16 protein-coding genes are annotated in these 18,674 nt (G+C 57.5%); 6 read left to right on the plus strand and 10 right to left on the minus strand.

Going from position 1 to position 18,674, the window contains the following annotated elements; translation table 11 throughout:
- Positions 1 to 100: 100 nt before the first annotated feature.
- Entirely contained in the window at positions 101 to 553 is a 453-nt protein-coding gene (locus B2590_RS03260) for a flagellar basal body-associated FliL family protein (protein WP_286811078.1), read from the plus strand.
- 36 nt (positions 554 to 589) lie between these two features.
- Here the strand turns inward: B2590_RS03260 and rmf are convergent, their stop codons facing one another.
- The 4 genes from rmf to B2590_RS03280 form a co-directional block, all read right to left on the minus strand.
- Positions 590 to 802 carry a ribosome modulation factor gene (rmf, locus tag B2590_RS03265; protein ID WP_036202988.1) on the minus strand — a complete coding sequence of 71 codons (213 nt, stop codon included), beginning with the start codon at positions 800 to 802 and terminating at the stop codon, positions 590 to 592.
- Positions 803 to 955: 153 nt separating this feature from the next.
- Positions 956 to 2,509: a glutamate--cysteine ligase gene (gene gshA, locus B2590_RS03270; protein WP_286811077.1), complete on the minus strand. Its 1,554-nt coding sequence runs from the start codon at positions 2,507 to 2,509 to the stop codon at positions 956 to 958.
- Positions 2,510 to 2,577: 68 nt separating this feature from the next.
- A complete protein-coding gene (locus B2590_RS03275) occupies positions 2,578 to 4,908 on the minus strand; it encodes a Tex family protein (RefSeq protein ID WP_151982896.1) in 2,331 nt (776 codons plus the stop codon).
- A 47-nt stretch (positions 4,909 to 4,955) separates the two neighbouring features.
- A complete protein-coding gene (locus B2590_RS03280) occupies positions 4,956 to 6,692 on the minus strand; it encodes an EAL domain-containing response regulator (protein ID WP_151982897.1) in 1,737 nt (578 codons plus the stop codon).
- Between the two features lie 143 nt (positions 6,693 to 6,835).
- Here B2590_RS03280 and rep point away from each other — a divergent pair, with 143 nt between their 5' ends.
- From rep to B2590_RS03295, 3 genes are all read left to right on the plus strand, one after another.
- The gene (gene rep / locus B2590_RS03285) at positions 6,836 to 8,854 is read left to right on the plus strand and encodes a DNA helicase Rep (protein WP_075194993.1); all 2,019 of its coding nucleotides are present in this window, start codon (positions 6,836 to 6,838) and stop codon (positions 8,852 to 8,854) included.
- Between the two features lie 105 nt (positions 8,855 to 8,959).
- Positions 8,960 to 11,224: a galactose oxidase-like domain-containing protein gene (locus tag B2590_RS03290; protein ID WP_041332604.1), complete on the plus strand. Its 2,265-nt coding sequence runs from the start codon at positions 8,960 to 8,962 to the stop codon at positions 11,222 to 11,224.
- Positions 11,225 to 11,241: 17 nt separating this feature from the next.
- Positions 11,242 to 11,772: a hypothetical protein gene (locus tag B2590_RS03295; RefSeq protein ID WP_286811076.1), complete on the plus strand. Its 531-nt coding sequence runs from the start codon at positions 11,242 to 11,244 to the stop codon at positions 11,770 to 11,772.
- Positions 11,773 to 11,853: 81 nt separating this feature from the next.
- On the opposite strand, the gene B2590_RS03300 is transcribed toward B2590_RS03295, so the two are convergent.
- Complete coding sequence (locus B2590_RS03300; RefSeq protein WP_036205573.1) at positions 11,854 to 12,267, minus strand: c-type cytochrome; 414 nt, start codon at positions 12,265 to 12,267, stop codon at positions 11,854 to 11,856.
- Positions 12,268 to 12,462: 195 nt separating this feature from the next.
- On the opposite strand from B2590_RS03300, the gene B2590_RS03305 reads away from it, so the two are divergent.
- Together B2590_RS03305 and B2590_RS03310 are read left to right on the plus strand one after the other, a co-directional pair.
- Positions 12,463 to 12,795, plus strand: a complete 333-nt coding sequence (locus B2590_RS03305; protein ID WP_036202970.1) for a hypothetical protein — start codon at positions 12,463 to 12,465, stop codon at positions 12,793 to 12,795.
- Between the two features lie 10 nt (positions 12,796 to 12,805).
- Complete coding sequence (locus B2590_RS03310; RefSeq protein ID WP_286811075.1) at positions 12,806 to 13,975, plus strand: phospholipase A; 1,170 nt, start codon at positions 12,806 to 12,808, stop codon at positions 13,973 to 13,975.
- A gap of 233 nt (positions 13,976 to 14,208) precedes the next feature.
- Here the strand turns inward: B2590_RS03310 and B2590_RS03315 are convergent, their stop codons facing one another.
- The 5 genes from B2590_RS03315 to B2590_RS03335 all read right to left on the minus strand — a co-directional run bounded on the left by B2590_RS03315 (position 14,209) and on the right by B2590_RS03335 (position 18,674).
- Positions 14,209 to 15,561 carry a phosphomannomutase gene (locus B2590_RS03315; protein ID WP_286811096.1) on the minus strand — a complete coding sequence of 451 codons (1,353 nt, stop codon included), beginning with the start codon at positions 15,559 to 15,561 and terminating at the stop codon, positions 14,209 to 14,211.
- Positions 15,562 to 15,573: 12 nt separating this feature from the next.
- A complete protein-coding gene (gene bfr / locus B2590_RS03320) occupies positions 15,574 to 16,050 on the minus strand; it encodes a bacterioferritin (protein WP_286811074.1) in 477 nt (158 codons plus the stop codon).
- A 121-nt stretch (positions 16,051 to 16,171) separates the two neighbouring features.
- Positions 16,172 to 16,378 carry a bacterioferritin-associated ferredoxin gene (locus B2590_RS03325; protein ID WP_007153573.1) on the minus strand — a complete coding sequence of 69 codons (207 nt, stop codon included), beginning with the start codon at positions 16,376 to 16,378 and terminating at the stop codon, positions 16,172 to 16,174.
- A 96-nt stretch (positions 16,379 to 16,474) separates the two neighbouring features.
- Complete coding sequence (gene pepQ / locus B2590_RS03330; RefSeq protein WP_286811073.1) at positions 16,475 to 17,767, minus strand: Xaa-Pro dipeptidase; 1,293 nt, start codon at positions 17,765 to 17,767, stop codon at positions 16,475 to 16,477.
- On the minus strand, positions 17,760 to 18,674 hold the full coding sequence (locus B2590_RS03335) for a LysR family transcriptional regulator (RefSeq protein WP_286811072.1): 915 nt from the start codon (positions 18,672 to 18,674) through the stop codon (positions 17,760 to 17,762). The genes pepQ and B2590_RS03335 overlap by 8 nt, the downstream gene beginning before the upstream one ends.

An 18,674-nucleotide genomic window follows, 5' to 3' on the forward strand; every position in this document is an offset into this window, starting at 1 on the left:
GATGCTGCAACCGCGCACCTAGCCTGCTATTCTCCCAGCATCAGGTGGCGGCTGCGTGCGCCCAGCTACTTAACCTTAAACCAATACGAACTTCAAGCCTATGACACTTAAGCCAAAGTACGTTCTGCTGGCCCTGTTTTTTGCCTTCCTCCTGGCTCCAACCGCCTCTGCCCAAGAGGACGAAGGGGGAGACGAGGCACAGGAAGAGCAGGAAAAGGAACCAGCAATCACGGACTACATCGAAATGGATCCGCCCTTTGTCACCCACGTGGGGGAACCGGGCACCAAACTGACCTACCTCAAGGCCGCGGTTACTATCAGGGCGTCGAAGGAAACCACTCGTCCGGCGGTGGAGGCACACATGCCCAGGCTCCGTCATGAGCTGGTGATGCTGTTCGGGGAGCAGACTGACGCAGAACAGTTGTCCTCGACCGAGGGACAGCAGTCGCTGCGTGAAGAAGCCACGAAGAGAATAAATACTGCACTGGAAGAGCAACAGACCGGCGAGAGCATTACCGGTGTGCTGTTTACGGAGTTCGTTGTTCAGAAGTAATACAACGGCCGGGTGAGCAAGCGGCAGGCGCAGGCATCAGGCGATGCGGGAGAACAGGTCGTCGACCGGCCGCGCCTCATTGGTAACCTGTTCAGCGTCTTCCCATCCTGCTTCCCAGGCGGCAACAACGACTTCTCCGCGATAGGGACAGCGGCTGCGTTCCATGCCCATAGAGGCGGCCATATAGCCCTGGCGATAGGCTTTATTCAGGGACTCAACATCCCACCCTAACTTGATGTCTCTGGCCATACCGGTTCTCCCTTTACCTGTAGCCACCATCAGATGCTGTCACTCTGCTTACAGAAATTAACAGCGCGAACCGAAGCTGACAAACGTTAATTACGTTTCTGTGCGACAGGTCCGGGGAGAGTGTGACGCCCGACCGGGAGGGGCACTCCCGGTTCAGGATTGCAGGTATTGTTCCAGAAATTCTCCAAACGGCTGGTTTTCGGCTTGCTCCATTTCATCCTGCTCGGAAAGCGAATCAGCGGTCATTTTTTCAAACGCTGCCATCACATCCGGCGACAGCCCTTCCTCTCGCAGCGTTTGCTGGTGCTGCCTGGACATTTCCAGCCCCCATTCCCGGTGACCCATGCCGGAAGCCTCCATGGCTTCAAGTACCTTCGCTGATGGTAACTCACGCGGATCGTCGAGCTTGGCACGCTGGTCATCCAGCGCTCGTCGATAGGTGGAATCTCCGTTCAAGCTGTCTAGTTGTTCTGCAAGGGGGGCAAGACGATCCATCAGGGCAACGGCAGCGTCACCAACCCGGCCCCGTTCACCGGAGCGACAGATCGTCAGGTCCGGATTCCGGCCCTGAGCTACCACATCCTGATAGTTGTCATCCAGGCGATCGCATTCGTCATCATCAATGCGCGGGCTGTCTGACAGCAGGCAATCCAGCAGGAACAGGTCAAGAAAATCGATTTGGCTTTCGTTGACGCCAACCGGGGAGAACGGATCCAGGTCCAGACAGCGCACTTCAATGTACTCCACGCCCCGTGACTCCAGAGCCTGTATCGGCTTTTCCCCACGCTCGGTGGTACGCTTTGGCCGCACGGCACTGTAATACTCGTTCTCAATCTGCAGCACGCTGGTGTTGATCTGGATGAATTCGCCGTCGCGCCGGGTTCCCATCTCTTCGTAGGCTGGCCACGGGGTATGAATCGCCCTGAACAGGGTGTCGGTGTAGGTCTTCAGTTCATTGAAACAGATGTTCAGCGATGCCTGAGCGTTGTTGTGATAGCCCAGGTCGCCCATGCGCAGCGATGTGGCCTCGCGGCCATACCAGGTATCATCGCCGAACCTGCTCAGGTCATGACGTACACCCGCCACAAAGCTGGCATCCAGCGCCGGAGAAGCGCCGAACAGCAGCATCAGCATCCAGCTGCGACGACGGAAATTGCGGATCAGCCAGAAATACTGGTCCGACTTGAAGTCCTGCAGGCTTTGTTGGTTACCAAGGGCGTCCTGCCAAAGCCTCCAGAAACTGTCAGGCAGCGACAGGTTGTAGTGGGCGCCAGCAATGCTTTGCATCATGCGACCGTAACGCACGGCCAGCCCCTGGCGATACACATGCTTCAGGCGACCGATATTGGCAGTGCCATACTCGGCAATGGGAATGCTCGCGTCGCCGTCCAGCTCACACGGCATACTCGCGGCCCAGAACACCTCATCCCCAAGATTGCACTGAACGAAGCGATGGGTATCCCGGAGCGAATCGAGCATCCCTCGCGTGGTATCGAACACCGGGGTAATCAGCTCCAACAAAGCTTCGGAGTAATCCGTGGTGATACGGGGATGAGTCAGTGTGGAACCCAGCGAGCGGGGGTGCGGAGTCTGTGCGATAAAGCCGTTGCGATCGACCCGCAGGCCTTCTTTCTCAACGCCTTTTCGAAATCCGGCCCATTGGTTGGCCGTGAACTGCTGAAAAAGCTGATGGCGGGATTCACCCATGAATGACTCCTGCTTGAATGGCCGCCGGGAACACCGGCGGCCATTACGGTAGTGTGTAGCGGCGCGGGTTAACGGCCGTCTTTGCGGGCCGACGCCAGAGCCTGTGCCAGCGCTCCGGCCATGGCACCCTTTTGCCCGCTGTCTGCGCCCTTGTGGCGGTCATTTCTTGCGGAAGGTTTGCCACCTTTACTGCTGGAGCCGGCGCGGTTGTCGGATTTCTCCCCGGGCTGGTCATCCATACGCATGGAAAGCGCAATCCGCTTTCTCGGGATATCAACGTCCATCACTTTCACCTTGACGATATCCCCTGCCTTGACCACTTCCCTCGGATCTTTCACGAAGGTATTCGACAACGCAGAGATATGCACAAGGCCATCCTGATGGACGCCGATGTCCACGAACGCGCCGAAGTTGGTCACGTTGGTGACCGACCCTTCCAGCACCATGCCCGGCTTCAGGTCATTGAGGGTTTCCACTCCCTCCTCGAAGCTGGCAAAGCGGAACTCCGGCCGGGGGTCACGGCCCGGCTTTTCCAATTCCGTAATAATATCCTTTATGGTCGGCAGACCAAACTGTTCGGTGACATAGTCCTGCGGGTTCAACGAGCGCAGGAAATCGGCGTCGCCGACGATACCTTCAATCTTGCGATTGTTCTGGCGGGCAATATCCTCAACCACACCATAGGCTTCCGGATGCACCGACGAGCGGTCCAGCGGATTGTCGCCCCCCGCAATGCGAAGGAAACCGGCCGACTGCTCAAAGGTACGATCACCAAGGCGGGAAACTTTAAGCAACTGCCTGCGATCACGGAACACGCCATTCTGGTTACGAAAATCGACGATGTTCTGGGCAATACTCTGGTTCAGGCCGGACACCCGTGCCAGCAGGGGGATGGATGCGGTGTTGAGATCCACACCAACACCGTTAACACAGTCCTCCACCACGGCATCCAGGCTGCGGGCCAACTGAACCTGAGACACGTCGTGCTGGTACTGCCCCACACCGATGGACTTGGGTTCGATCTTCACCATTTCCGCCAGTGGGTCCTGCAACCGGCGGGCGATGGAAACCGCCCCGCGAATGGTCACGTCCAGGTCCGGCAGTTCGCGGGAGGCGAATTCAGAGGCGGAATAGATCGAAGCACCGGATTCGCTGACCACAATCCGCGCCAGCTTCAGCTCCGGGTAACGCTTGCTCAGGTCCGCGACCAGCTTTTCGGTTTCGCGGGAGGCCGTACCGTTACCAATGGCCACCAGTTCAATGCGGTACTGCCGACACCAGCTCGCCAACTGTTCAATGGACTGGTCCCACTGGTTGCGGGGCGCGTGCGGGAAAATACCACCGTGACCCACCACCTGGCCGGTGCCGTCGATGATGGCAACCTTCACACCGGTGCGCAGGCCGGGGTCCAGCCCCAGTGTGGCGCGGGGGCCCGCCGGCGCCAGTAACAGCAGATCCTTGAGGTTGGCGGCAAACACATTGATGGCCTCGGTTTCTGCCGCTTCCCGCACCTGGGCCATAAGGTCGGTTTCGATCTGGGTGGACAGCTTTACGCGCCAGGTCCAGCGCACCACTTCCGACAACCAGCGGTCGGCCGCACGGCCGTTGTCACGGATATGCCAGCGCGCGGCAATACGCTGTTCCGCCGGATGGGGCTGGCGACGGTCGTCTTCCGCATCGCCAACCACAATGGAGTAGGTAAGCACGCCTTCATTGCGCCCCCGGAGGATGGCAAGCGCACGATGGGATGGCACCTTTTTCAGTGGCTCGACATGGTCGAAGTAGTCGCGGAACTTGGCACCTTCATTTTCCTTGCCGTCCACCACGGTGACCTTGAGCTGCCCCTGCTGCCAGATAAAGTCACGCAGCTCACCCAGGAGTTCCGCATCCTCGGCAAAGCGTTCCATCAGAATGTAGCGGGCACCATCAAGCGCGGCCTTGGTGTCGGTAACACCGGCCTCATCATTGATATAGCCTTCCGCTGTGCTCTCTGGCTCCAGCGTGGGGTCGTCATACAGGGCATCGGCCAGGGGCTCCAGACCGGCTTCACGGGCAATCTGCGCTTTGGTTCGGCGCTTGGGCTTATACGGCAGGTAGAGGTCTTCGAGGCGGTTCTTGGTGTCCGCCGAATCGATGCTGGCACGCAGCTCATCGGTCAGCTTGCCCTGCTCCTCAATGCTGTTGAGGATCGTGGAACGACGGTCTTCCAGCTCACGCAGATAACGCAGGCGGTCTTCCAGGGACCGTAACTGGCTGTCATCGAGCGAACCGGTGACTTCCTTGCGATAACGGGCAATAAAAGGAACGGTGGCGCCACCGTCCAGCATTTCAACGGTGGCGTTCACCTGCTGTTCACGAACACCCAGTTCGTCAGCAATGCGCCTGATGATACTGTTCATGCAACCTCATCTGATGCTTACGAGTCAAAGCGCAAAGGTACAGCGGCTTATTGCTGCAGGCAAGCAGCGCGGCTACGGTTGTCCAGGAATTGCACAAGATCTGCCCATGGCATGGGGCGCGCGTAGTAGTAACCCTGAATTTCATCACAGTGTTGCTGGCGCAGGAATTCCAGTTGTCCTTCCGTCTCCACCCCTTCCGCCACCACGCTGATTTGCAGGCTGTGAGCCAGGCTGATAATGGCACGGATGATATGCTCGGCGTCGGCAGACTGCCCCAACTCCTGAACGAAAGACTTGTCGATTTTTACGAGGGATATAGGCAGGTGCTGAAGATTGCTGAGTGAGGAGAACCCGGTTCCGAAGTCATCCAGGGCAAAACTGATACCCAGTTGATTGAGCTCCCGCAGACATCGCTGGGCATATTCCGGGTCATGCATCATGGCGCTTTCCGTAAGCTCCAACTCCAACAGACTGGTGTCGATATTGGCATTGAAGATAATGCGGAAAATGGTTTCGGTCATCTTGCGATCATGGAACTGACGGAACGACAGGTTCACGGCAAACACCAGCCCCGGGTGCCCGAGGTCTGAACACTCCTGCAGACGCTTGCAGGCCTGTTCAATCACCCAGTAGCCGACAGGAACGATCAACCCGCTGCGCTCTGCCACTGGAATGAATTCGTCCGGCCCCACCAACCCCCTTTCCGGATGATTCCACCGGAGCAGGCACTCCACCCCCCGAACTTCTTCCGACGCGAGGTCGATGCGCGGCTGATAATACACTTCCAGCTCATTACCCCGCAGAGCGTTACGGAGATCCGCCTCCAGGCGCAGTTGGTATCCGGCCGTTATGTGCAACTGACGATCGTAAAACCGGTAGCTGGTACCTGGATCGCGCTTGGCCTCAAACATGGCTCGGTTGGCACGTCGCAGAAGGTTTTCCGGGCTGTCACCCGCTTCCGGGTAGGTGGCCACGCCGAGGCTGGCGCTGACGACGACATTCTGGCCGTCAAGGCTGAATGGTTCACCCATCGCAGTCACGAGCTTGCGGATGATCTGGGTAATATCCAGGGAGTCTTCCACTTTCTCGACAATGATCGCAAACTCGTCGCCGCCAATGCGCATCAGCGAATCCACTCGCCGCAAATTCTGTCGCAGCCGTTCCGCCAGCTTCAGCATGATCTGGTCACTCTTCTGGTAACCGAAGGATTCATTGAAGCTGCGGAAATCATCCAGGTTGATGTGCAACAACGCCAGCCGCTGGCTGGCACGCTCGGCCCTCAGCAATGCCTGTTGCAGGCGATCGAAGAACAGGTCACGGTTGATAAAACCACTGGCCACTTCCCGGCCCAACTGGCCGTGAGCGGACTCCGAAAGCTGCTGCCGATACCAAAGACAGCGTACCGCGCGGCGCAGCCCCCACTCTTCCAATGACTGGCGACTCAGGTAGTCCGAAGCGCCATTGGCAAGCAGGTCAACAGCACGCTCGGAGGCTGGCTCGGCACTCAGTGCCAACACCGGTTTCTCATTGCTGGACACGGACAGGTACTGCAGGAAAGCGTCTTCGGAACCGCCATGAAACACACAGTCCCAGAGGATAACGTCAAAATGGGTATTGCGAATCAGATCATCGCAGTCGATAAGATCCGGGCACCAGGTCAGGTCCGGTTCCATTTCACAATCACGTGACAGGAGCGCACCCAGCCAGAGAAAATCCGCATACTCCGGCGTCAGCACCAGCAGCCGTACATGGCTGGGATTGGGTTGTTTTACTGCCAGGGTCATTAAGAAGCGTCCCGTTCCTCGTGATCAAACATCTCCGTTCCCTCAAGAATAGCTGATAGATCGTCAAGGTACAGCATGTCTGCCTAGTGTAGAATGTTTGCTTCCCAGGTTATCTCGGAATTTCCCGGATTGGCGCAATTATTGTGAACAAGCTCAACCCCCGACAGAGTGAAGCCGTCCGCTACGCGGAGGGTCCTATGCTGGTACTGGCTGGTGCCGGCAGCGGTAAGACCAGCGTGATCACCCGCAAAGTGGCTTATCTGATCGAACACCTTGGCATTCCAGGGCGTCATATCGCCGCCGTGACCTTCACCAACAAGGCCGCGCGCGAAATGAAAGAACGTGTCGGACGCCTGGTGGATCGCAAACTGACCCGGGGATTGATTGTTTCCACCTTCCATAACCTCGGGCTGAACATGATCCGCGAGGAGCACGAGCACCTGGGCTATCACCCCGGTTTTTCGATCTTCGATGCGGAAGATGCCAAGGCCCTGCTGCAGGACCTGATGATGCGCGAGGCCAGCGCGGATGCCGGCGATGAACTGTCTGACGTGCAGATGACCATCTCGTCCTGGAAGAATGCCATGCGCAGCCCCCAGGACGCCTGGAGCCGGGCCGCTGATGAGCGGGAGCAGCGTATTGCCATCATTTACCGCCACTACAACGAATACCTGAAGGCCTATAACGCGGTGGATTTCGATGATCTGATCCTGCTGCCGGTACAGCTGTTCCGCGACAACCCCGAGGTGTTGCAGAAATGGCGGCGAAAAATCCGCTACATGCTGGTGGACGAATACCAGGACACCAACCTGTGCCAGTACGAACTGGTCAAGCTGTTGGTGGCAGAACGGGCCGCCTTTACCGTCGTTGGTGATGACGACCAGTCGATCTATGCCTGGCGCGGCGCCCGACCTGAAAACCTTGCTCAGCTCAAGGAAGACTTCCCAAGCCTCAAAATCGTCAAGCTGGAGCAGAACTACCGTTCCACGGTTCGCATCCTTCGTTGTGCCAACACGGTCATTGCCAATAATCCCCACGTGTTCGAGAAAGCCCTGTGGAGTGATCATACGGTCGGGGACGAGCTAAGAATCGTCCGCTGCCGCAGCGAAGACGCGGAAGCCGAACGGGTGGCCACGGAAATTCTCGACCAGAAACTCAAGAAAGGCCTGGCTTTCCGGGACTTCGCCGTTCTCTATCGGGGCAACCACCAGGCACGGCTGCTGGAAATGAAACTGCAGGCTTACCAGATCCCCTATCACATCTCCGGTGGCCAGTCGTTTTTCTCCAAGAACGAGATCAAGGACGCCATGTCCTATCTGCGTCTGTTGGTGAACCCGGATGACGACGCGGCATTCCTGCGCGTCGTGAACGTGCCCCGCCGGGAGATCGGCCCCCGCACGCTGGAACAGCTCAGCCATTACGCCCGCTCCCGCAACGTCAGCCTGTTTCGTGCCCTGGGCGATATGGGTGCCGAAACCCACGTTACCGAGAAGGGGCTGGACCGTCTGCGGCGCTTCGCTCACTGGGTGGACAACACCTGCGAGCGCCTGCACAGCGAAGATCCGATTCCGGTGATCAAGCAGTTGTTCACCGATATCGAATACGAGGAATGGCTGCACCTGCATTCCGGCTCGCCAAAACAGGCGGAACGGCGAATGGAGAACATCTGGTATCTGGTGGAGTCCATCCAGCGCATGCTGGACGACGGCAAGGGTACGGCCGACGAAATGGGCATTGAAGACGCCATCAGCAGGCTAATCCTGCGCGACATGATGGAGCAGCGCGAAGAAGAGGACGACAGCGACAAGGTCCAGCTACTGACCCTCCACGCCTCAAAAGGCCTGGAATTCCCCCACGTGTTCATCATGGGTCTGGAAGAGGAAATACTGCCCCACCGCTCCAGCATTGAGGAAGGCAATGTCGAGGAAGAACGGCGACTGATGTACGTGGGTATCACCCGAGCCCGGGAAACCCTGACCCTTACGTTTGCCGCCCAGCGAAAACAGTACGGCGAAAAGCTGGAAACTATTCCAAGCCGGTTTCTTGATGAGCTGCCCGAGGACGACCTGAGATGGGAAGGCACCGGCGACCTGGACGTGGAAGCCAACCAGCAAAAAGGTAAGGCCACCCTCAGTGCATTACTCGGCGACCTCGGAAGCTGAATTTCACGTTTTTTCACAATCCCTGCAACCTTATGACCTCCTGATCCGTAACAGCCTAGGGAGCTTTGCTTCCGGCAAACACAAAAACAAGATCAGGAGAACACCATGTCCCGTCGATTCAATCGATTATCAAGCGTCACCGGTTCGCTGATTCTGCTCATCGCAGGATCAGGCACCGCCAACGCGGGCCTTCTCGGCAGCCTGCTGGGCGGCTCATCCGAGGACTCAACGACCCAGACTGAGGAACCGGCAGCTCCTGACAGTTACAACAGCAAGGGCACGTTCAGTGAGCCCTTTGCGGAACCCACCATTATTGTGGATGGTGAAGCTGTCGAAACGGACGAAAAATGCATTACCCGCGCTGACGGCATGGATGAGTGCAAACCCGCGGCCGGCACCATGGCACTTCTCAAAGACGGTCGCCTGCTTTACCTGAACGCCCTGGAAGGCACTGAGAACGTTGAGTTATCCATTGTTGCGGAATTTGGCGAAGTGTCCGTCAACGATCAGACCCGCGTTCTGTCGCTGGATGAAAACGACAATCCATCCTGGATCAAACCCTCTCCCCTGGACGCCGGCGCCAACCCGGATGGCAACGACAGTGAAACACTGCTGAATGGCACCGAGCTGGATGGCCTGCTCGATACCGCCGACAACACCAGCGCCAACGACGGCGCCCTGTTCTGCTCCGACGTCATCGGCCTGGCCAACGGTGATGTGATGGCCGTTGGCGGCACCGACTACTATTCCGAGCCAGGCATTGATGGCCTGCCTCTTGGGGTGGCGGAACTGGAAGGTATCAAGAATTCGAGAATATTCGACGAGGAGACCAACACCTGGCGCCAAAGTGGCGATATGACCTACGGGCGCTGGTATCCATCACTCGTAACCATGGGCAACGGCAACGTCTTCGTCGCCAGTGGTGTCACCAAGCTGCTGAAGCCAGTGTACCCGGATGAGCCACTGAACAGCGGACGCAACGTGGTGCAAACGGAGACCTACGATCCCTGCGCCGGCGCCTGGACGCAGAATCCGTCCACCGCTGATCGCTCCTTACCGCTCTATCCACGCATGCATCTGCTGCCGAATGGACACATCTTCTACAACGCTGGTGGCCAGGCCTTCAACCCATTCGGCCAGGGTTACGATCAGGCATTGTGGAACATTGTCGCCAGTTTCAACCCGGATACCCAGCGCTGGAACGACATTGGCTATGCCGGCCTCCCACTAAGGCTGGATGAAGCCGGGCTGGGTCAGTTGAGCAGCACCCTGAACATCACCAATCTGTCGCTTGATCAGGTCGGCTCACTGCTTGGCGATGTTCTCGACTCGCCCACGGATTTGCTGACCAGCGCAGCCGATCTTGGGGTATCTGAAGAAGATCTGCGCATGGCGATCGCCGGTGGTATGCGGGGCTCCACGTCGTCCACCATGTTGCCGCTGAAACCAGACGCCAGCGGTAACTACAATGAAGTGGAACTGCTGACCGCGGGCGGCGTACCCAGTTATGCAGTACTGACGAACCCCGGCGGCTACCTGCCCACCGACCAGACGCGTATCGATACTGTCACCACCAACGGCGACGAAATCGGCTACGAGTCGCGTTTGGCCGGCCCACTGAATCAGCCTCGCTGGTACGGCACAAACGTTGTGATGCCCGACGGCACCGTGATGGTGTTCAGCGGCGGCAATCGTGACGGTGTGGTAGCGCCCGGCCTGGAAGGCCCGATCCGCACCGCCGAGCAGTTCAACCCGGAAACCGGAGAATGGACGGAAATGGCTACCGGCCACCGCGCCCGCACCTACCACAACACTGCGGTACTGATGGAGGACGGCCGCGTTATGGTTGCCGGCCACTCACCAATCAACACCGCTTACCTGACATTCGTGGATCTTCAGGATTTCGGACTCGCACCCTATGACGGCCGCGATCCGAGTTTCGAAATCTACACTCCGCCCTACGCCATGCGGGACGACCGCCCCAAAATTAAAAGTGCACCCAGCAATCTGACCATTGGCGACCGATTCAACATCAAGGTCGACCAGGTGGATCAGATCGACAAGGCCCTGCTGATTCGCCGTACAGTCATGACCCACGTCATTGACGGTGACCAGCGTGCCATTGAACTGGTCATGGAGCGGGGCCCTGGCAACAAGCTGACTCTGACCATGCCCGACAACCACAACGTGGTGCCCGCCGGCGAATACATGCTGTTCGTCAGCAAGGACACCCCAGATGGCCGCGTACCCTCGGTGTCCGCGCCGATCACTGTGGTGAATGAGAATCTCGCCTGCATGGCGCCCACGCAGGTGGCCAGCGATACCACCACCAGCGGTGGCATCATTGAGTCAACCCTCGAGCTGCTGTGACCGTCAGGAGGATTGTTATGAAACACATCGAACAGGTCGGAGCTCGCCTGGCGGCCCCGGTGTTGTTCGGCCTGGTGTCCCTGTCAGCCTCCGGGCAGGCAGGGGCCCACGGTGCACTGGAGACAGAGGACGTTCCGGACGGCATCGTAAAGGCTCGAATAGCCCATCAACCCGACATTCCCGGACTCAGTGCAATCATTCTGGATGCACCGCGCCCGGGCATATTGCTTCGATATCAAGGTGAAGAACCTCTGACCGTATTGGGCACGGACGGGGAGGCGTTTATACGATTTACCCGAACCGAAGTCACCGTTAATACGGAGAGCCCCAGTTGGAAAGCGCTACCAAACCAGTCGGCGGAAACGAGCCAGACGTCCTGGGTGACAATGTCTCAATCCGGCGCTTTTGGCTGGCTGGACTCCCGGCTCAATGTTCTGCATGACAGCAACAGCGCAGATGGACCCAAAACCTGGTCAATTGCAGTGACAACGCCCAAAAACGGCACTGAGCGAATCGAAGGGCAACTGACCTATATGCCCATTCACTAACGGGCGAACATTCCGCTAACCAATAAAAAGCCCCCGTAATATCGGGGGCTTTTTGATCTACCGTGGGCCGGAATACAGTTGCTACTGGCTGGCCTCAACCATGTGCTCGACGGCGCTCTCGATTTCCTCATCAGAGCACCCGGAACAACCGCCCTTGGCCGGCATGGCATTGAAGCCGTTGATCGCGTGATTGACCAGTGTGTCCAGTCCTTTTTCAATACGGGGTGACCATGCGGCTGTGTCGCCCTTCTTGGGAGCGCCTGCCGCGCCAGTGCTGTGGCAAGCGGTACAGGCTGCATCATAAACGTCACTTCCAGAACGAGGGCCCGAGCTTGCGCTTGCAGATGGAGCAGCTGCCTGCCCACAGTCTTCACCCTGGACGCACACTTCGCCAACCGGGGCAATGCGAGCACGAATTTCATCTTCAACATTGGCCATTACGGCACCTGCGGTCAGGCCGAAACCAAGCAATACGGCAGCCAGGACTCTCTTCATCATCACAATGCACCTCACAATTGGGCGTTATAATCGTTAGTGCACGCATTATAGCGACTGCGGCAGGCCAAAAAAACCAAACTGCAAAATGAACCCCAGATTTCAATCAATTTTCGTTGCCATTTCGTAAGTCAGAGGGCTCCGGAAGCACTTTCCGGGTACCATGCACCAAACAGATACCGAAGGTTCGAATGTATGCCTGATACCAACCAGCCACACCCCTGGCGAAAGCCATTACTGATCACCGAGTTTACCGCGGTAGCCATACTGCTGGCGTCCATGGGCTGGTTTTCCAGCCGCGCGGCAGAGGGTGCCGCACTGAGCCCTGTGTGGTTATTGATTCCCGCCGCCGCAAGTCTTGCGGTATTCATCAGTTTTATCGGGCTGATGTACCTGCGCTGGGTGGTTGCAGCGGCTGCGGAACGCAAACCCCGGCACAAAATCGTTTTTTCCCTGCTGGTGATGACGCTGCTCGGCGTATGGGCTTACGGCGTCGCCAATACCTGGATCAGCGTTTCCAACGCATAAGGACTGGACCATGCCTGTCGTTCGCCGCTATGAATTTTTGGGGTTTTCTGGCTTGCTGTTGTCTCTTAACCTGTTCCTTCCCGGCACGGTCAGCGCGCAGGACGAGCCCCCCGAAGATCGGAATTTTGAGGGGGTGAAGTCGGAGGAGTGCGCCCTGATCAAGGATGGCGTACAGCGCCTGGCTTGCTATGACGCGATCAATGATCCCGCCACGGCTCGAAACGGTGCCTCTGACGACAGCCTGGAAGCCATCGACAAATCAACAGAAGCACTGCAGTACAGGGACGCGACCAGCGCAGAAGATGATGACGCCACTTTTGAGGATGTCAAAAACACTGCTCAGAGGAAGGAAGGCGAAGACACCGGCGTGATGTCGGCGATCCTGAGCCGTTATATGGCGGCCGAGAAGGCTATTTTTTCGTTTTCAGGCAGCTTTGTTGGCCATCGGCCGATGTACATCCTGCCGTTCAGCTACATGAAGAATGCCAATCGTAATCCCACGAATCCGAGACTCGGCGCAGCCGACTACGACTATGGCATCGATAATCAGGAGGCGAAGTACCAGATCAGTTTCAAGGTACCCTTGCTGACCGGTTGGCTGGATCAGCGTACGACACTATGGTTCGGTTACACCCAGAAATCGTTCTGGCAGGTGTATAACACGGATGACTCAGCGCCGTTCCGGGAAACCAATTATGAGCCGGAGATCTTTGTGCGCTATGCGACCAATTATGATCTGGGGCCTGGCAAGCTGAACGGTGTCACGCTGGGCTTTAATCATGAGTCCAATGGTCAGTCGGAACCCCGCTCCCGCAGTTGGAACCGGATCGTGGGGTCGGCGGCGTACAGCTATGATCGCTGGCTGTTCATCCTTCAGCCCTGGTATCGACTGCCGGAGGATGACAGCGAGGACGACAATGAAGATATTGAGCGCTATCTGGGTTACGCGAACTATATGGCAATCTACAAGTGGAGTGAGGATCGGACGCTGTCGCTGAAGCTGATGAACAACTTGCGGTCAGACAACAAGACGTCGATTGAGTTGGGTTACAGCTTTCCGATGGGGGATACGATCAAGGGGTATATCCACTATTACAATGGCTATGGTGAGAGTCTGATTGATTACAATGAGCGGATTCAGCGGATTGGTATCGGGGTTATGCTGAACGACTGGCTTTGAGTTATTTGTGACTTTTGGTGCAAGGCCGGTTGGGGCGATATCTGTTCAGAAACACGCTCCTTGCGGCACACCCATGTGATGCTTGGGCACTCGTGCAAGACCAATCAGGCGGATAGTAAGGCCAGAAACACGCTGTAAATACGTCCCTGTACGCTTGGGCTCCGCCATCCATGGCTCCGCACAGTTCCTGGCCTTACTATCCGCCTGATTGGCCCCATATTTCTATGGCAGCCTTACTTGTTCAAACGCTCCATTTCTGCCAATAACTCTGCGGTCTTTTCCTTCATCAACGAAATATCACCACGGGATTCCACGTTCAGGCGCACAACCGGTTCAGTGTTGGACATCCGCAGGTTGAACCGCCAGTCGTCGAATTCGATGCTGGCGCCGTCGACGTGGCTGACACTTTTGGCGCCCGGGCTGTATTTGGCCTCGATGGCGGCAATGACCTTGGGGGGATCATCGATCGTGCGGTTGATTTCGCCGCTGGCCGGATAGGCCTCGATGCGGGCGTCGATGAGGGAGGACAGGGTCTGGCCGGACTGGCACAGGCGTTCGGCGACGAGCAACCAGGGGATCATGCCGCTGTCGCAGTAGGCGAAGTCGCGGAAATAGTGGTGGGCGCTCATTTCGCCGCCGTAGACCGCATCTTCGTCGCGCATGCGTTGCTTGATGAAGGCGTGGCCGGTTTTGCTTTCGATGGCTTTGCCACCCGCCGCGTTGACCAGGTCGATGGTGTTCCACGTCAGTCTTGGGTCGTGGATGACTTTGCCGCCGCCGGTTTTTCGAAGGAACTGGTCTGCCAGCAGGCCGACAATGTAGTAGCCCTCGATAAAGCGGCCGTTTTCGTCGAAGAAGAAGCAGCGATCGTAGTCGCCGTCCCAGGCAATGCCCATGGCAGCACCGTACTCAACAACCGCATCCGCAGTGGCGGCGCGGTTTTCTTCCAGAATGGGGTTGGGAACGCCATTGGGGAAATGACCGTCGGCCTGGTGGTGCACTTTGATGAAATCGAACGGCAGGTGTTGCTCCAGCTCGTCGATCATCAACCCTGCCCCGCCGTTGCCGGCGTTGACCACGATGGTTTTGGGCTTGAGCGATCCTGTCGTTATATAACCCAACAGGTGATCGATATAGGCGGTCACCACTTCCAGCGGCTCATACCGTCCCTGTTCCGGGGCATCGCCGAAAGGCTCAAGCACACGGTCGCGGATATCATTCAGGCCGTTGTCGGAACTGATAGGGCGCGAGTCCGGCCCCACCATCTTCATGCCATTGTGATCCCGCGGATTGTGGCTGGCGGTGACCATGATGCCGCCGTCCATTTTGTAATGGCTGGTGGCGAAGTAGACAAGCTCGGTACCACACAGGCCGATGTCGAAAACGTCGGCTCCGGCGGCCATCAGGCCGGAGCAGAGGGCGTCGGCAATGTCTCGACTGGACAATCGAATGTCGTAGCCAACGATGACCCGCTTGGCGCCGGTCACTTCCACATACGCGCGACCGATGCGCTCGGCCAGTGTCGGATTAAGCTGATCCGGCACACGGCCGCGAAGGTCATAGGCTTTAAAGCAGGACAGATCCATTGTCACTGATGTTTACTCCGCGGCGGACGACTGAAGCTGGATGTAGTTCTGGATGCCCATCTTGCCGATCATGTCGAGCTGGGTTTCAAGCCAGTCAATGTGATCTTCTTCGCTGTCGAGAATGCCACGGAACAGTTCACGACTGGTGTAGTCCTTCACTTGCTCACAATGAACAACCGCATCCTTCAGATCCTGATGGGCAATCATCTCCAGCTTGAGGTCGCAGGACAGCATTTCTTCGACGTTTTCACCGATCAGCAGCTTATTAAGATCCTGGAGATTAGGCAGCCCTTCCAGAAACAGGATGCGTTCGATCAGCAGATCCGCATGCTTCATTTCGTCGATGGACTCTTCGTATTCCTTTTCCGCCAGTTTGATGATGCCCCAGTCTTTGTACATGCGGGAATGGAGGAAGTACTGGTTGATGGCGGTCAGCTCGTTGGCGAGCACTTTATTCAGGAACTGGATGACTTTCTTGTCGCCTTTCATGACGGATCTCCTTTCGTGAGTGTGCGATCCTTACAAGGATAGTCTTTCACACGGGGAGAAAAAATCACATTTAGGAATCAGATGCAGGCAAGAACGGATTCCGCTCCATCAAACCTGTCCTTCAGGCGGGCTGGGCTAACATGTCAGCCATGGCCAGGTAGTCTGGAGTTCGGCTTTCGCGGAGAATTTCCCGTGCTGTGCAGGCACAGCGACCACATTGCGTGCCAACACCGAGCTCCTTGCCAAGCTGACGCATGGAACTGACGCCATTGTCGGCGGCTTCACGGATTTCTCGGTCTGTCACACCATGGCAAAGGCATACGTACATAGGATCATCTCACTAACGATAACAAAGCTAGTGATAATTATTGTCATTTGCATGCGGCTTTGCAAGCCCAAAGAGCGATTTTTGTGCAAAATCTTTTTAACCGTCCGCCTCACGGGTCAGGTTCCGGGCTCCATCGGGTGTGACAACGACATTATCCTCAATGCGGATACCACCGCAGCCTCGCAACTCATCAATCGCTGAACGATTAAAATTCTTGCCAAGTGGACCGTTCAATACCGGGTCCAGCAATGAAGGAATGATATAGAACCCCGGTTCGATGGTTACGACCATGCCTGCCTCCAGGGTCCTGGTCAGGCGCAGGAATGGGGCGTCTGATGGCGACGACGCTTTCTTGCCAGCGACGTCATGCACCTGAACTCCCAGGAAATGGCCAATACCGTGCGGGAAAAACGCCCGGGTAACGCCCTGCTCCACCAGGGTTTCGTCGTCCACCCCCTGAACGACTCCGGCGGCATTCAACAGAGCCGCAATGCCTTGGTGGGTCTTGCGATGGATCGCCACATAATCCACGCCAGGTGCAACCATTCCGCATAGCCGCTGCTGCAATTGCTCCAACCCCTGAATCAACGCGGCGAAACGCCTTTCCCCTGCCCCGGGCGTGGTGCGGGTAATGTCGGAACAGTAACCGCGGAAACGCACACCGGCGTCTATAAGAAGGCTGCGGGGGCGCACAGGCGCTTCGGTGTCATAGTATTGGTAATGCAGGGTGCCGGCGTGTTCATTCACGCCGATGATACTATGGTACGGCGCCTGGGCTTCACGTTGCCCAGTCGCCTGCTGGTAGGCCAGGTTTATTTCAAACTCACTGCCTCCGTCCAGAAACGTCTCCCGGGCCGCCCGGTGGCCCTGCATAGCAATGAGGTTGGCACGGGCCAGGCAGGCTATTTCATAAAGGGTCTTATGCACCCGGGTTTCGTCCAGAGCGGACAACAGGCCCTCCGGATTATGCTCACCATCAACCCCGGACAACTGGGACGGATCGCCCACAACGGCAAGCCGGCCGTTGAAGTCCATAACGGGCGGTTCCCGACGATCGCTGAAACATACCTCCATCGACTGCAGCCAGGGCTCGTCCGGCAACTCCGGGGTGGCATGCCAGAAGTCCACGGGCTGATAAAGGCTGAGTATCGGCTTTTGCCCGGGCCGAACAAGTAACCAGCTGTGTTCCTGCCCGGTCAGCCCGGTCCAGTGCAGGAAGGGGCCAAAACCCTGAAAATGCCACCCCTGGTCGTCACCGTAACGCACGGGGGCAGCACCGGAACTGATCAGCAGACCGTCATAGCCCTGCTCGGCGATAGCCTGTTCGTAACGCTGCTGAAGCGTGCGGATATGATCCGTCTGCAGTGACAGTAACTCGGTGTCAGACATGCTTGTTTTCCAGTTTTTTCCAGAGGGTTAGCAGATCGTCGGAACGGGGCTCACGCAGGCGGATCAAGCGGATCTCCAATGGCACGTCGCAACGCTTGTCCCCGGCCCGGGTGAGGCTGCCAAAACGCTCGCTCTTTTCCGTCATTCGTTGCGGCAGCCACCCCATGCCAAAGCCCTGTTTTACCAGCGCCTTGATACTGGCCGACTGGGTATTTTCATTCAGTGGCAGCAGGTTGGCTGGCAGCTTGCGCCTGTTCAGGTGCCCCTCAATGGCAGACTGTAGAAAACCCCGGGAGTGATAGGCAATCAGCGGAACGGGCTGCTCTGGCGTGCCCGGCAGCGCAAATCGTGGTTGCCCGTTTTCATCGGCCACACTTACAGGCACCAGAAACTCCCTGGCCAGCGTCACCCACTCGTAGTGGTCCTCGCTCAGATGATCTTTCCAGGGCAGATCCTCGTGCCAGTAGCACAACACCAGGTCACATTCGCCATTATCCAGCGCATCCAGAAACTGCTCTCCCACCCAGCTGGTGGCTTTCAGGTTCAGCTGCAGCCGCTCAGCCAATCCCTCCTGCTGTGCCCACCCCTGATAGAAATGGGAAAACAGCCCCTGGGTTGACCCCACGCTGATCCGGGCAGACGCCTCGGACTCCATGTCACTGATCCGGTCTTTGGTTTCACGAACGTCCCGCGTTACGCGCTCGCACAGCTCAACAAACGCCTCCCCTGCCGGAGTCAAAGACAGCGGCAGTGTCTGGCGGTTGATCAGTGTCGCTCCCATGGCTTCCTCAAGAAGCTTGATGCGGCGGCTGAACGTCGGCTGGCTCACATGCTGCAGTTCAGCGGCACGTGAGAAATGACGCGTTCGGGCCAGCGCCATGAAGTCTTCAAGCCAGCGTATTTCCAT

The sequence above is a fragment of the Marinobacter sp. UBA3604 genome, from assembly GCF_002375325.1.
In the GTDB taxonomy this organism is placed as follows: Bacteria; Pseudomonadota; Gammaproteobacteria; order Pseudomonadales; family Oleiphilaceae; genus Marinobacter; species Marinobacter salarius.

What these genes read in the sequence shown, in the direction of transcription:
- B2590_RS03260 (WP_286811078.1), top strand. Translation starts at nt 101, where the DNA reads ATGACACTTAAGCCAAAGTACGTTCTGCTGGCCCTGTTTTTTGCCTTC.
- rmf (WP_036202988.1), bottom strand. Translation starts at nt 802, where the DNA reads ATGGCCAGAGACATCAAGTTAGGGTGGGATGTTGAGTCCCTGAATAAA.
- B2590_RS03300 (WP_036205573.1), bottom strand. Translation starts at nt 12,267, where the DNA reads ATGAAGAGAGTCCTGGCTGCCGTATTGCTTGGTTTCGGCCTGACCGCA.
- B2590_RS03325 (WP_007153573.1), bottom strand. Translation starts at nt 16,378, where the DNA reads ATGTACGTATGCCTTTGCCATGGTGTGACAGACCGAGAAATCCGTGAA.
- B2590_RS03310 (WP_286811075.1), top strand. Translation starts at nt 12,806, where the DNA reads ATGCCTGTCGTTCGCCGCTATGAATTTTTGGGGTTTTCTGGCTTGCTG.
- gshA (WP_286811077.1), bottom strand. Translation starts at nt 2,509, where the DNA reads ATGGGTGAATCCCGCCATCAGCTTTTTCAGCAGTTCACGGCCAACCAA.
- B2590_RS03305 (WP_036202970.1), top strand. Translation starts at nt 12,463, where the DNA reads ATGCCTGATACCAACCAGCCACACCCCTGGCGAAAGCCATTACTGATC.
- B2590_RS03315 (WP_286811096.1), bottom strand. Translation starts at nt 15,561, where the DNA reads ATGGATCTGTCCTGCTTTAAAGCCTATGACCTTCGCGGCCGTGTGCCG.
- B2590_RS03335 (WP_286811072.1), bottom strand. Translation starts at nt 18,674, where the DNA reads ATGGAAATACGCTGGCTTGAAGACTTCATGGCGCTGGCCCGAACGCGT.
- B2590_RS03280 (WP_151982897.1), bottom strand. Translation starts at nt 6,692, where the DNA reads ATGACCCTGGCAGTAAAACAACCCAATCCCAGCCATGTACGGCTGCTG.
- bfr (WP_286811074.1), bottom strand. Translation starts at nt 16,050, where the DNA reads ATGAAAGGCGACAAGAAAGTCATCCAGTTCCTGAATAAAGTGCTCGCC.
- B2590_RS03290 (WP_041332604.1), top strand. Translation starts at nt 8,960, where the DNA reads ATGTCCCGTCGATTCAATCGATTATCAAGCGTCACCGGTTCGCTGATT.
- B2590_RS03275 (WP_151982896.1), bottom strand. Translation starts at nt 4,908, where the DNA reads ATGAACAGTATCATCAGGCGCATTGCTGACGAACTGGGTGTTCGTGAA.
- B2590_RS03295 (WP_286811076.1), top strand. Translation starts at nt 11,242, where the DNA reads ATGAAACACATCGAACAGGTCGGAGCTCGCCTGGCGGCCCCGGTGTTG.
- pepQ (WP_286811073.1), bottom strand. Translation starts at nt 17,767, where the DNA reads ATGTCTGACACCGAGTTACTGTCACTGCAGACGGATCATATCCGCACG.